Source organism: Heliomarina baculiformis, from assembly GCF_019966545.1.
Lineage (GTDB): Bacteria > Pseudomonadota > Alphaproteobacteria > Rhodobacterales > Rhodobacteraceae > Heliomarina > Heliomarina baculiformis.
Genome location: NZ_JAIMIC010000006.1, coordinates 163,783 through 176,237, shown reverse-complemented (window position 1 = coordinate 176,237; position 12,455 = coordinate 163,783). Strand labels below are relative to the sequence as shown.

The 12,455-nt window shown below is 61.0% G+C and carries 12 protein-coding genes; 5 read left to right on the top strand and 7 right to left on the bottom strand.

Translation table 11 applies throughout. The annotated features are described in order from the left end of the window. Window positions 1-9 precede the first annotated feature (9 nt). Complete coding sequence (locus tag MF268_RS15175) at window positions 10-1,092, bottom strand: AI-2E family transporter (protein WP_238371712.1); 1,083 nt, start codon at window positions 1,090-1,092, stop codon at window positions 10-12. A 195-nt stretch (window positions 1,093-1,287) separates the two neighbouring features. On the opposite strand from MF268_RS15175, the gene MF268_RS15170 reads away from it, so the two are divergent. The 4 genes from MF268_RS15170 (at window position 1,288) to MF268_RS15155 (ending at window position 5,852) form a co-directional block, all read left to right on the top strand. Continuing rightward, the gene (locus tag MF268_RS15170; protein ID WP_238371711.1) at window positions 1,288-1,722 is read left to right on the top strand and encodes a hypothetical protein; all 435 of its coding nucleotides are present in this window, start codon (window positions 1,288-1,290) and stop codon (window positions 1,720-1,722) included. 149 nt (window positions 1,723-1,871) lie between these two features. After that, on the top strand, window positions 1,872-2,303 hold the full coding sequence (locus MF268_RS15165; protein ID WP_238371710.1) for a hypothetical protein: 432 nt from the start codon (window positions 1,872-1,874) through the stop codon (window positions 2,301-2,303). 33 nt (window positions 2,304-2,336) lie between these two features. After that, window positions 2,337-5,267, top strand: coding sequence for a M10 family metallopeptidase (locus MF268_RS15160; RefSeq protein ID WP_238371709.1), 2,931 nt, complete (start codon window positions 2,337-2,339; stop codon window positions 5,265-5,267). 108 nt (window positions 5,268-5,375) lie between these two features. Next, window positions 5,376-5,852, top strand: coding sequence for a (R)-mandelonitrile lyase (locus MF268_RS15155; protein WP_238371708.1), 477 nt, complete (start codon window positions 5,376-5,378; stop codon window positions 5,850-5,852). Window positions 5,853-6,034: 182 nt separating this feature from the next. On the opposite strand, the gene MF268_RS15150 is transcribed toward MF268_RS15155, so the two are convergent. Next, window positions 6,035-7,111, bottom strand: coding sequence for an OmpA family protein (locus MF268_RS15150; RefSeq protein ID WP_238371707.1), 1,077 nt, complete (start codon window positions 7,109-7,111; stop codon window positions 6,035-6,037). Window positions 7,112-7,358: 247 nt separating this feature from the next. On the opposite strand from MF268_RS15150, the gene MF268_RS15145 reads away from it, so the two are divergent. Next, the gene (locus MF268_RS15145) at window positions 7,359-8,804 is read left to right on the top strand and encodes a caspase family protein (RefSeq protein WP_238371706.1); all 1,446 of its coding nucleotides are present in this window, start codon (window positions 7,359-7,361) and stop codon (window positions 8,802-8,804) included. Window positions 8,805-8,914: 110 nt separating this feature from the next. Here the strand turns inward: MF268_RS15145 and MF268_RS15140 are convergent, their stop codons facing one another. The 5 genes from MF268_RS15140 to MF268_RS15120 are packed head-to-tail and all read right to left on the bottom strand — an operon-like array spanning window position 8,915 to window position 12,435. Further along, on the bottom strand, window positions 8,915-10,531 hold the full coding sequence (locus MF268_RS15140; RefSeq protein ID WP_238371705.1) for a DUF4384 domain-containing protein: 1,617 nt from the start codon (window positions 10,529-10,531) through the stop codon (window positions 8,915-8,917). Next, window positions 10,528-10,935, bottom strand: a complete 408-nt coding sequence (locus tag MF268_RS15135; protein WP_238371704.1) for an ExbD/TolR family protein — start codon at window positions 10,933-10,935, stop codon at window positions 10,528-10,530. The genes MF268_RS15140 and MF268_RS15135 overlap by 4 nt, the downstream gene beginning before the upstream one ends. Next, window positions 10,932-11,354: an ExbD/TolR family protein gene (locus tag MF268_RS15130; protein ID WP_238371703.1), complete on the bottom strand. Its 423-nt coding sequence runs from the start codon at window positions 11,352-11,354 to the stop codon at window positions 10,932-10,934. The genes MF268_RS15135 and MF268_RS15130 overlap by 4 nt, the downstream gene beginning before the upstream one ends. A gap of 16 nt (window positions 11,355-11,370) precedes the next feature. Then, window positions 11,371-11,994 carry a MotA/TolQ/ExbB proton channel family protein gene (locus tag MF268_RS15125; RefSeq protein WP_238371702.1) on the bottom strand — a complete coding sequence of 208 codons (624 nt, stop codon included), beginning with the start codon at window positions 11,992-11,994 and terminating at the stop codon, window positions 11,371-11,373. Between the two features lie 3 nt (window positions 11,995-11,997). Beyond that, entirely contained in the window at window positions 11,998-12,435 is a 438-nt protein-coding gene (locus MF268_RS15120; protein ID WP_238371701.1) for a hypothetical protein, read from the bottom strand. Window positions 12,436-12,455 lie beyond the last annotated feature (20 nt).

Sequence of the window (12,455 nt, the reverse complement as noted above, 5' to 3'; positions counted from 1 at the left end):
GCGTTGCCCCTATCTTCCCGATGCCGGTTTGACCGAAACGAGTTCGGTTTCGTCGATCCTGTCCGCAATAACCAGCGCGATGGGGCGGGTCTGCGAAATATTGGCAAAGATGATGGCAAGCATTGAGGTCAGCGGAATTGCGAGGATGGCCCCGGGAATACCCCAGAGCGCCGTCCAGATGGACAGGGAGATCAATACGATAACAGGGCTGATATTCATGTGCCGTCCAACCATGCGCGGCTCAATGATACTGCCAACGACGAACTGGGCGATCACCAGTAGTACGGTCAGCAGAAGCGAATAGGAAAGCGATCCGAACTGCGCCACGGACAGAACTGCCGGGAAGGCCACGCCAAGCAATGAGCCGAAATAGGGAATGTAGTTCAGAAAGCCGATGGCCACCGCCCAGAAAAGCGCGAAATCCACATCCATGAACCATAGGATCACGTAACAGATCGCACCAAGGATGATGTTGATGAGCGTTTTGACCTCGAGATAGTCACTGATCTTGCGGTTGATTTCATTCACGGTCTGAAGCGTGGCCCGGGCGCGGGCCTCGTCTGCCCAGATCGCGCGCAGCTTGCGTTCGAATCCGTCGCGTTCCAGCATGATGAAGGCGGCGTAGATGACGATGACGAAAATCGACATGCCGACGTTGGTGAACCCGCTAAGCACGCGCAGGGCTGCGCTGCGCAGATCGATCTGGTCAATGGTGACCGCGCGCAATTCGTCCCAAAGCTCTTGTCGGTCGAGATCGAAAACATCGGCGAGATGATCCACCAGCGCGTCCACATTTGCCTCGTAGACAGGAACGACGGCGACGATTTCTCGTGCGGTGGCGGCCACGACTGTCGCCAGCACTACAATTGCCAGCGTGAAGACGATCAACAAAAAGCTGCGGATGATCACGAGTGGCAGGTGCCGCAGCACCGGCAGGCTCTTGAGCCGGTCCGAGGCAGAAATCAGCAGGTAAACCGCGATGACCGCAGCGACGATGGGCAACAGGATCGGCCGCCCGAGGTAAAGGAACCAGCCGATCAGGAAGAGAAGCATCGCAGAGAGGACGATGTTGACAAAGGGGCTTGTCTGCAAAGGGGCCACCGGACATTCGAGGAACCCGGCTATGGTCAGAGCTTTGGCAGGTGCTGTCAATGAAGGAAAGCCGCCTGATCCCCGCCGGACGCGGTGTCGCACCCCGGCGCGGCAGTGGTTGAATTCACAGCCTTATTTACGTGCCGCCCTGAATAGATTAGCGTCACTTTCGTACAATCTATTGGTGTATTCGCAATGGTGTTTCGAAAACTGCTGCACACGATATGGATGCTGTTTCTGGCCTGCCTCAATGCGACGCTTATCCTGATCGCGCTGTGCCTCTGGCTCGCATGGTCACTGGCAGGCCGCATCGACGATGCCACGGCCAACCTTGCCCAAAGCGCCGAGCAGATTGCGCCGCTAAGGCTCTCGATCGAGAATGCAACGGGTGAGCTTGCCCGTCTGCGAGGGGATCTTGCCAGCAGTGATGGCCAGTCTGTTAGCGAAGCGCAGGGTCGGCTGACGGCTCAGGTCGAACAGCTGTCGGCCCGGTTGGAGAGTTTGCAGGGACGGCTGGACAGCTTTGGGGCCACGCCCGAGGAACAGACCGATCACCTTATCGACAGTATCGCAGACGCGGTCAGCGCGATCATACTTCGTACCGTGACGGATATCCGGGAAGTTTTCTGATCCGGATTGCCTGATGCTGGCACCTGCGGGGGGAAGTAACCTGCCGTAAATTCGCCGGATTACTGTCCAACTCAATCCCATTTTGACGATTAACACATTCGTCAGGGACAGAACGTTCCAATTCCCCACATCCAAAACTGGAGCGTTCCATGACTCCCTTCTCGACCCTTCTGGTCGGGGCGGCGGCGTCGCTGACGATGTCTGCCGACCTGCCTGCTTCGTCCTTTTCGACCCTACCTGTCGAATCCCCGGTTCTACATCTCGAATGTGACACAGGCGGCACGGCCTTTTGCCGGTCGCTGGCCGAGGCGATCACGGCGCAGTTCCCCCTGCACCGGGTCGAACTGACCTCCCGGGAAGATGCGATCAAGCCCGACGTGACCTTCGTGGCCGAGAAAGCGACCAATACCAGCCTGTCCGGTCATCTCGAATGGCAGGTCACGCCGGGCAAGACCGGGCATATGCGCCCGGCTGGACAAGGTCCGACGCTGGAACTCACCGTCATGGATGCAACGCTGAACGACAGGATGCTCGCGGCTTTTGCCGTGCAGCTCGTGCGTCACAGCAATCTTCCCCTTTGACCCTGTTTCACCGATTTCGCGAGGACTTTCGACATGTGCATGCAGTGTATTTCACTCGATCCGACCAACACCGTTTATGACGACCACGGAGTCCAGAGCCTGGACAACGTGCAGACCAGCTATGGCGGCACCGGTCTCGCCGCCGGCCTGCCAACCTATACCATTGATCAGGCAGCGGATTACCTGACCAGCGGTTTCTGGCAGGACAAGGGCGGCGCTCAGCGATCTTTCAACGTTCAGACTGGCGGTACGATCACGGTGAACATCAACGGGCTCGACACGCTGGGCAAGGCAACCGCGCTGCAGGCGCTTGAGGCTTGGACAGCGGTGAGCGGTCTGAACTTCGTGCAGTCCTCTTCGGCGATGATGACCTTCGATGACAACCAGTCCGGAGCCTATGCGTCGTCGATGACATCCGGCAATACGATCATCAGTTCCGATATCAATGTCGACAACGCTTGGCAGGGCTATGGCGACTATTACCTGCAGACATATATTCACGAGATCGGCCATGCGCTGGGCCTTGGCCATAGCGGCAATTACAACGGCAGCGCCACTTTCAGCTATGACGCGCACTTTGCCAATGACAGCTGGCAGATGACGGTCATGTCCTATTTCGACCAGAACCAGAATCCGAACGTCAACGCCTCGCGCGTGTTTCTCGCGACAGCGCAGATCGCGGATATCGTCGCGATCCAGAACCTGTACGGCACACCGACCAATGCACAGGCAGGCGACACGATCTATGGCGACGACACCAACCTGACGCAGTTCGGCATGGACCTGCCCTCGGGCCGTGGCATCGCGATCTTCGACAGCGATGGTGACGATACAATCAACCTGGCGTCGCGCAGCGCCAACCAGCGGATCGATCTCAATGCCGAGAGCTTTTCCGATATTAACGGTTACGTGGGCAACCTGACCATCGCGCGTGGCACCGTCATTGAAAACGCGAAAACCGGCAGCGGCGCGGACTACATCATTGGCAACGATGCGGCCAATGAGATCCACGCGGGCGGTGGCAATGATACGATCCTCGGCAATGGCGGGCATGACCGTCTGACCGGCGGCACCGGCGCCGATACGCTGACCGGCGGATCGGGCGGCGACATCTTTGCCTACGAAACCACTGCGGATGGTGGCGACACGATCACCGATTTCTCCCTCGCCGAAGGCGACCGCATCGATATCTCGCAACTGCTGGCCGCCATCGGCTATGGCGGGACAGACCCGGTTGCCGATGGCACCGTCTATCTCAGCGCAGGCAGCGGCGGGTCATGGCTGATGCTCGCAGGCGCGCCCGAGGTGCAGCTTGCCTTTCTGACCGGCGTGGCTGACACGACGTCGGTCAGCGATATCGTCGATACCACGATCACACCGCCGGACGAACCGACCCCGCCGGTCGCCGATATCGACACGGTCTACACGCTTACTAATGACTTCACCGTCTTCTGGAACGAATTCAACAGCCGGATCTCGGACAGTGATGGCGGAATCGATACGCTTGACCTGAGCGGCGTTACCTATCGCTGCGTGATCCGCCTGACCGTCGACCATTATGGCAAGATCGGTTCCAAGAAGCTCTTTATCGACAATGGCACCGTGATCGAGAACCTGCTGCTCGGCAGCAGCAACGACATCGGCTATGGCAACGCCGCCGACAATCTTATCGACGGAGGTGACGGCAGCGACCGACTCTACGGCGAGGCGGGCAATGATACACTCTTGGGGGGCGATGGCAGCGACCGCGCCTATGGCGGCGACGGCGATGACACGCTTGATGGCGGGCTTGAAAATGACCGCCTTTACGGAGAACTTGGAGACGACACGCTGGCCGGCGGCGAAGGCAAGGACTACCTCTATGGCGGTCTTGGCAACGACCTCATGGAAGGCGGCACCGGCGATGACAAGCTCTACGCCGACGAAGGCGATGACACGCTCGCCGGTGGCGAGGGTGACGATTACCTCAAGGGCGAAGACGGCAACGACACAATGGAGGGCGGTCTTGGCAACGACAAGCTCTATGCCGGTGACGGCGACGACAGCCTCATCGGCGGCGAAGGCAACGACTACCTGCGCGGTGATGCCGGTGCCGATCAGCTGATCGGCGGGGACGGAAATGACAAGATCTATGCCGGGGATGGGGATGACGCGCTCGATGGCGGCGAAGGCGAAGATTATCTGCGCGGCGATGACGGGAATGACATGTTGTCCGGAGGCGCCGATGATGACCGGCTCTACGGGAATGACGGCAACGATACGATCGACGGCGGCGACGGCGATGACATGATAAGCGGCGATACCGGCGACGACGTGATCGATGGGGGTGCGGGCCACGACCGGATCTATGGCAAGATCGGCAATGACATGATGAATGGCGGAGCCGGTGACGATTACCTGAAGGGGGATCGCGGTGACGACACGATCAATGGTGGCTCGGGCGATGATACGATCTACGGGGACACAGGCACGGACGTGATAGACGGTGGCGATGGCGACGACAGGATCAAGGCAGGCAACGACGATGATCGCGTAAGCGGCGGTGCCGGCGCTGACTTCCTCTTTGGTGACTCCGGCGACGATCTGATCGACGGCGGCGCGGGTGACGATGAGATAAACGGGGGCTCCGGCGATGACGTCATCATCGGGGGCAACGGCCGCGATTTCCTACGCGGGAGCGCCGGTATCGACAGCTTCATCTTCGATTCGATGGCCGATATCGGCGATACGATTGCCGATTTTACCATCGGCCTCGGAGAAACCCTGAATGTCTCGGCTCTTCTCGAGGGATCGATCTATGGCAGCGTTGCCGATGCAATCACCGACGGCGCCTTTTCACTGGAGGAAGCGGGCCGGGGCTCGACTCTCCGTTTCGATGTGGATGGTAACGGCAATACCGTCGATATCTGCACGTTGACCACCGTCAAGGATTATACCGAAATCACCGAAGCATGGTTGATCTGACATCCCGGAAAGGGCACCTCAAAGGCGTGTCATGATCCGCGCGCCCTGTCATCTCTGCCGATCCGCGCTATGTTTCAGCGCTGCGGGCAACCAGAGAGGCAGGACAGTATGGATATTATCAAGGCAGGAACACGGCCCACGCTCAAGGCGCGGGCCGATTACTTCACCGGCACAGTCTGGCAGGATCCGATCATCGAAGCCCCGGCGCCGGCGGCCCTCCGCGCCCTGCGCGTCAGCTTTGAACCGGGGGCACGGACCGCGTGGCACACACATCCCCTCGGACAGACCCTCTATGTGGTGTCCGGGGTTGGCCGGGTGGCGCTGCGCGACGGGAAGCCCCGGGTGATCCGTCCCAGCGATACCGTCTGGATTCCGCCCGGCGTCGAACACTGGCACGGCGCCGCGCCGGAAACCGGTATGGTCCACATCGCCATGCAAGAGGCCAAGGACGACCGCGTCGCTGACTGGCTCGAACTGGTGTCCGAGGCGGAATACCTGAAAGAGGCGGATGAAGCCGCGGAATGGCTCGAAGAAGTGGTTGAAGAGGAATCCCGTCAGGATGACACCGAAAAGCCCACGGAATAGGAACATGCCCGTTCAACCGGGGCTCTGAAACCCGTTTTAACGGGCTGGCTCGGCCACCGATGACGCGGGGCCGACAACCCAGACGACACATTCCCCTTCTTTGGGTCTCAAAATATCCCGGGGGAGTCGCCCGCAGGGCGGCGGGGGCAGGCCCCCCGTTTCTCGCGCGCCGCCCTTCCCGCTCAGTTTAGAACGGTGAATTCGATCCGCCGGTTGCGGGCCTTGTTCTCCCGACTGTCATTGGGCCGGACGGGGCGGGCTTCGCCATAGCCGACGATATGCATCCGTGCCGTCGGAATGCCCTTGGATTTTAGATAAGCCGCGACCGCGCCGGCTCGGCGCTCACTAAGCCTTTGATTTGCCACGTCGCTGCCATCCGAATCCGTATGTCCCCCGATCTCGATATCAAGCTCCGGGCAGCGATTCACGATATCATAGAGGTTATCGAGCAGCGGAAAGCTGTCGTTGGACAACCGGGCGCTGGCCGGCGTGAAATTGATATTGCCGGTCCGCGATAGGATCTCGAAACGACCAACACAGGCTTCGCGATCAAGGTTTCCCTTGGTCTCCAGCGCCGCCGTCCGCGGCACATCGGTACTCGCAAGCTGGTCCACCTGCGGCGGCGGGGTGCCGGGGCTGGCGCGGTTAAAAACGAAATCGAAACTGACGATGCCCACCGGGACGATATCCACCTTGGCCGCGTCCTGGAGTTTGCCGCGCCCGTCTTCAAGGTTGAAATCCATCAGTTTCAGCGCAATCGGTGTCGTCGCCGAGACGTTCACCCGGTCGTTGCTCATCAGCGTGACAGCCACTTCGGCGCTGCGTTCCACGGTGACACCATGCAGGGTCAGGGTATAGGGCAATTCTATCATCTTGCGCCGTGTGCTGTGAAGATCGCGCAGCATGTCGGGATCGAGCTGAACCGTGATGATCGATTCCGGATGGTTGAAGGTTTCAAAAAACAGGAACCGCATCCGGACGTTGCGCAGGTCGATGCTGGTATCCACAGAATCCATCAACACGCGGATCTGCGCCTTGCCGTCCTTGGTGATCAGTCCTGACAGGGTCGCGAAACGGCTGGTTTCGGCCACGTTGCCCTTTTTGATCGAAAGAAACCGCAGATCCGACGCCTCGGCATCCAGCGTCCAGCCGTTTTCGAAAGGGTCGATGGTTTGCGCCGCCGCCGGTCCTGTAAGGCAAAAAACCAGGACAAGCGCACTTGCCCAGCGGAACAACCTGGTATCAGGGAGTTTGAACATGATTTTCCTCCGATCGTGACTTTCTCACCGCTAGCCGCCCGGAAAAGCCACCGCTATAACGACTTATCAGGACACTATGGGTTATGATAAGGAAAAGCCCTGCGAAGTCTTAAAAAAGGCCAAATAAATGTCGAACTTTACGTACATTGTGGCATTCGGATCGGGCAACAATCCTTGTGAACGGTTGCAGGGAAAGGCAAGACAGGAACAATCCGTGCGAGCAATCGTAAGAATATCATTTCTCCTCATGACGCTGATCGTCGGGGTCGCTTCTGCCGATCCGCTGCGGGTCGAGGAACGCATCGCGCTGGTGGTCGGTAACTCTGCCTACGGGACGGTTTCACCGCTTGAAAATCCTGCCCATGACGCGCGGCTTGTGGCCGAAACGCTTGAAACGCTTGGCTTTGACGTCACCCTGCTTGTCGACAGTTCCCAGATCGACATGAAGCGCGGCATCGCGCATTTCGGCCGCGCCCTGCGCGACGCTGGCAGCGACGCCACGGGGCTTTTCTACTACGCGGGTCATGGCGTTCAGTCATTTGGCTCGAACTACCTGTTGCCGGTCGATGTGGCGGTAAGCGATGCCGCCGATCTCGACCTCGTCGCTGTTGAGGCGCAGTCGGTCCTGCGGCAGATGTATTCAGCACGCAACAAGACCAATATCGTCATCCTCGACGCCTGCCGTAACAACCCGTTCAGCGACATCCCCGCCTTCAATGACAACGGCCTTGCCGAAATGCAGGCGCCCACCGGCACGTTTCTGGCCTACGCCACTGCGCCGGGGGCGGTAGCGCTGGACGGTCTCGACGGTAACAGCCCGTTTACACAGGCTTTTGCCCGTCTGATGAGCACGCCCGGCATGCCCATCGAACAGATGTTCAAACAGGTCCGCGTAGATGTGATCGAGAAAACCAACGGCCTCCAGACGCCTTGGGATGCGTCCTCTCTGACCAGCAATTTCGCCTTTGCCGAAGCACCGGTGCAAAGCAGCGCCGACCTTGAGGCACAGCAGTTCTGGAGGTCGGTACAGGCTTCACGCGACCCGTTGCAGATCATGCTCTTCCTGCGTGGCTACGCCGACAGCGCCTATGCTTCCGAGGCCAAGGCGCTTTTGGCCGAGGTGATGGAGGCTGAACTGGCCGGCAATACGCCGACGGCCTCCCCCCCCGTGATCGAAGGGCCCTCCGAGGCCGAGCAGCAGATGTTCGAAACTGCGCAGGCCAACCCGAGTGAAGAGGCTTATGCCGGCTATCTCGAAACCTATCCCCAAGGCGTTTTTGCCGAATTCGCCCAGCAGGAACTGGCCGCGCTGCGCGAAAAGAACGGCAATGACCCGGTCGGCACCGGCCCGATCGAGACCGCCGAGGTTCCGACCCCGTCCGAGGAAGTCATGACGCCGGGTATCGTCACGTTCGAGACCCCGTTGATCGCGGAACAGCCACTTGTCGATGGCAAGACCATCGCGCAGTTGATCGAAGCCACGCCGCTCTTTCCGCCAATCGAAGGGCTGCCGGAAAGCTATTGGAAAGATCAGCATTGCTCGAACTGCCATGAATGGACGCGGGAGCGGATCTGCACGCAGGCCAACACCTATCTGAGCCTGAATATGCAGCGTTCGCTCGACAAGGCGCACCCGTTTGGCGGCTCACTGAAGCGCAATCTCAAGGCATGGGCCGCAGGTGGCTGCCAGTAAAAAGCCGGTGCACAGGGCGTCTGACATCTGTGCACCCCCTGTACACCCCCCGTACATCGGATTGACGGTTTCGCGGCATTGCGACGACACGCAGGGAAGGTCGGGCGGGTTTATTTCTCTGCAGTGGTCACAAAGAAATAGACCCATTCGCCCTTGAAGTCCGGGTATTGCCGTCGTGCTTCGGTTACGCGGAATTTCAACCAGTCGAGATAGGGCGCCGCAGGTTCGACCAGCGGTCGAAGCCCGTCGTAAAGCGGTTCCGACGAGGCAAAAGCCACGGCAATTTCCTGACCGTAAGGGGGGGCGATGAAAAGCCGTAGTCCGGTCTCTTCATCGCTTGCTGTTCCAATCCGTAGGGCGGTGTCCGGTTCGGCGCGGGTCAGTGGAGACTGGTTGTTCGGCGACAGGTGCAGCACGTTCCCGTCAGCGTCGAAGTAATCGACATAGACATAAGCCGCGTAGTCAGGGGCGGTGATGTCAAAGAACAAGCGATCATCCTTGACGAAATCCAGCACGCGAGCGTGGGTGTCTTCGCCGATCAGCAGCGGGTTGGTGATCTGGTCGGTGGACTGCGGAAGGCCGACATTGCCGATGCCGGAAAGCGCGCCGCATTGCGGTCGAGGCAGGATCAGGATGTCGTCCGAAATAGTGATATCGGCGCCCATCTGGTCGCGCAGTGCGGCAAGGAACGGGGCGCGGAGATCGCCTTCGGGTACGTGACCTTTGACCGTGAGACTCGTGGTTTCAGGGTCGAAGCCGACCTGCAAACGGGAGCAGGGCACTTGTGCGAGAAGGGCAGAGATTCCGTCGCGAAGGGGATCGCCCTCGCCGGTGATATCACCCGGTTCCATGAAGCTCTGGAAGGCGGCGAGCGAGGTCGGGTCGATACCATCCCCGCCGCCGGGAAAGGCCAGCGTTGCGCGGATCTGGTCCGGTTGGCTTTCGCTTTCAGGGAGGGGTGCGGATGTGGTGGCCAAAGCCGCAACCGTGTCCGGCGTAGCGGGTGCGGTGCTCAGCGTCGAGGTGGTGGCGGTCGCCGGGGAAATGGGCTGTGCAACGGCTCCGCTTGAAGGCACCGCGGGAGCATTGGCAGACAGCGCGGCCAGCGTCACGGCGGGGCTGCTGCTGGAGGCAAGCGCGGTGCCGGGTTGTTGGATCGCAGCCGTCGTCTGAACCGGCAGGGTGGCGGGCGTGATTCCTTCGGCGGTTGCAACGTTCGTTTTGACGAGCGCTGAGGTGACCGTCGCGCTGGCTAGTGACGTGGCCTCGGGAGGCGTGAGGCTTCCAGATCTTTGAACCGGCGCTTGGATCGTCGCGATCTTGCTGGAGCCGAGCGCGGAATCGCCAAGGCGCGCGGGTTCGGGCGTGGCGAGCAACGCGGTTTCGGCAGGAGTTTCTGCCTCAGGCAAAGGTGCGGCGGTCGCCTGCTCGGCGCTCAGACGCGCGCCTGAGGGCGGCTTGGCGGGGCGGGCGGCAGACTGCGGGATTGCGCCGGATCCGAGCCTGTCGCCCTCGGCTGTCTCTGCGGGGGCTTCGGGCGCGTCTGGGCGAGCCTCGGTCGCCTCGCTGCGATCCAGCGCGTAGGATTCGACCTGCATCTCGGTCTGCGGACGAGGCTGGTCATCGATGGGATCGGGACGTAGCGCGATCATCAGCGCCGCCCCGGCCCCGGCGTGAAAGACCAGCGAGGCGGCCAGCCCGGCGGTCCAGAGCGCGGCCTGTTTCATGGCGAGGCACCCGGCGTGACAACGAGCACCACGTCGCGGAAACCAATGGCCTCGGCGCGCCCCACAAGGGGCAGAACATGGCGAAGTTCGGCGTCGCGATGGGCGTTGATGCGCAGCGTCAGATCCGGGTCATCGGCGAGCAAAGCGGCAAACGCGCTTTCCAGATCCGCTCCGATAACTTCGCGCCCGTCGAGCGCGAGATCGCCAGCCTCCGACACCGACAGGGTCGCGCCACCCGCTGGCATGTCGGCCCCGGTTTCGGCCTGAGGCGGGGTGACGTCGAAGGGTGCCGTGGCATCCATGCGCCCGATCAACATGAAAAATACCAGCAGGAAAAACACCACGTCGATCAGGGCGATGATGGTCTCGGACTGCGGGTTGGGGGTGCGGCGGGTGAGTTTCATGGCCGCGCCTCGAGCCGGACGACGCGAAGCCGGGTCGCGCCAGCGCGGGTAGCCTGATCCATCACCGAGATCAGCGCCTGGGTGGTCGCGCCGCCCGAGGGCAGGATCAGCAGGCGGGTCAACGGTTCGCGGCGCAATTGTTGCTCAAGAAAGCGTTCGAGTTCCTGCGAGGAAAGCGCCTGGCCGCGCAGAACGGGGGTGCCCTCCGCGCCGATGCGCAACATGACCGTGGGCGCGGGACCTGAGCCTTCGCCGGTTGACCCATCGGCGGTCCGGGCGGCGGGGATCATGTCGAGGTCGAGATAGGTCGAGGTGACCATGAAAAAGACCAGCAGGATCATCATCACGTCGATCATCGGCACCAGCGAGATCAGCGGGCCGGATCGGGAGGGACGTTTCAGCGTGACCGGGCTCGCCATTGGCCTGCCTTTGTTGTCAGAGGCTCGGATTCTGGTCGACGAGCATCAGCTCGCCCACCGCGCTTTCGATCATCTGCGCCGAGCGGTCGATCCGTGCGGAAAGCAGACCGGCGGCGACCGCGGCGGGAATGGCGACCAGCAGCCCGGCCGCGGTCGTCAGCAGCGCCTGCCAGATCCCGCCAGCAAGGACGGATGCGTTTGCCGCGCCCTCGGCCATTTCAAGCTGCTGAAAGGACTGGATCATCCCAGTTACCGTGCCGAGGAGCCCCAGCAACGGCGAGATCATCGCGATCAGTTCGAGCAGACGGATCATGGTGTTCATCTGCGCCAGTTCTTCGTTGCCGCGCCGGGTCAGTTCGGCGTCGAGCGGCGCGCCTGAGAAACCGCCCGCCAGAGCACGCATCGCATAGGCGGTGATCCGGTCGGCAGGGGATTTGCCGGTTTCGAGCGTTTTGCGAGCCGCCTGCTTGTCGCCGGATTTCCATTGCTCGAACGCTTGGGCGCGCAGGTCAGCTCCGGAACGCGCGTTCCAGAGCTGTCCGATTTTCACGACGATCAGCGCCAGCGAGAGCAGCGACAGCAGCGCGAGGATCACGATGATCGGGCCGCCGGTGCCTAGGGCGCTGAACGAGTTTGGCATCGCTTACTTCACCAGCGAGGCCGAGGTTTTGCTGGCCAGCGTCACCATCGGAAAGCAATCTGTTTCTTCGCCGTTCTGCGGACGGCAGGAGGTGATTTCGTGCAACAGGATTTCCGAGATATCGGTGCAGGCGATTTCCGGAATTTCAAAGAGTTTCAGCGTGGTGCGCGAAACCGGCAGGGGGGCCGCGTCGATCGAGAGCAGGCGGTCGATGACCCCCTGTCCGTCGAGAATGGCGAGGCTCATCTCGAAGCCTTCAAAGCTGTTGTCGGTATCGTTGCGGAACAGGAAGTAAGAGCGGCAGCCGCCGCCCTCGATCTGTTCAAACTTGTTGAGCTCTACCGTCAGCCCGTTCCCTGAGTCGGTGTCCTGCGCCAGTGCGGGCAGGCAGGTGGCGAGGCCGATCAGGGCCGCGCCGGTAAGGGATTTGAACGTCAGCATGCGATTCCTCCGGGCTAACT

Coding starts and splice junctions, on each gene's coding strand:
- MF268_RS15170 (WP_238371711.1), top strand. CDS start 1,288: ATGGTGTTTCGAAAACTGCTGCACACGATATGGATGCTGTTTCTGGCC.
- MF268_RS15165 (WP_238371710.1), top strand. CDS start 1,872: ATGACTCCCTTCTCGACCCTTCTGGTCGGGGCGGCGGCGTCGCTGACG.
- MF268_RS15160 (WP_238371709.1), top strand. CDS start 2,337: ATGTGCATGCAGTGTATTTCACTCGATCCGACCAACACCGTTTATGAC.
- MF268_RS15155 (WP_238371708.1), top strand. CDS start 5,376: ATGGATATTATCAAGGCAGGAACACGGCCCACGCTCAAGGCGCGGGCC.
- MF268_RS15150 (WP_238371707.1), bottom strand. CDS start 7,111: ATGTTCAAACTCCCTGATACCAGGTTGTTCCGCTGGGCAAGTGCGCTT.
- MF268_RS15145 (WP_238371706.1), top strand. CDS start 7,359: ATGACGCTGATCGTCGGGGTCGCTTCTGCCGATCCGCTGCGGGTCGAG.
- MF268_RS15140 (WP_238371705.1), bottom strand. CDS start 10,531: ATGAAACAGGCCGCGCTCTGGACCGCCGGGCTGGCCGCCTCGCTGGTC.
- MF268_RS15135 (WP_238371704.1), bottom strand. CDS start 10,935: ATGAAACTCACCCGCCGCACCCCCAACCCGCAGTCCGAGACCATCATC.
- MF268_RS15130 (WP_238371703.1), bottom strand. CDS start 11,354: ATGGCGAGCCCGGTCACGCTGAAACGTCCCTCCCGATCCGGCCCGCTG.
- MF268_RS15125 (WP_238371702.1), bottom strand. CDS start 11,994: ATGCCAAACTCGTTCAGCGCCCTAGGCACCGGCGGCCCGATCATCGTG.
- MF268_RS15120 (WP_238371701.1), bottom strand. CDS start 12,435: ATGCTGACGTTCAAATCCCTTACCGGCGCGGCCCTGATCGGCCTCGCC.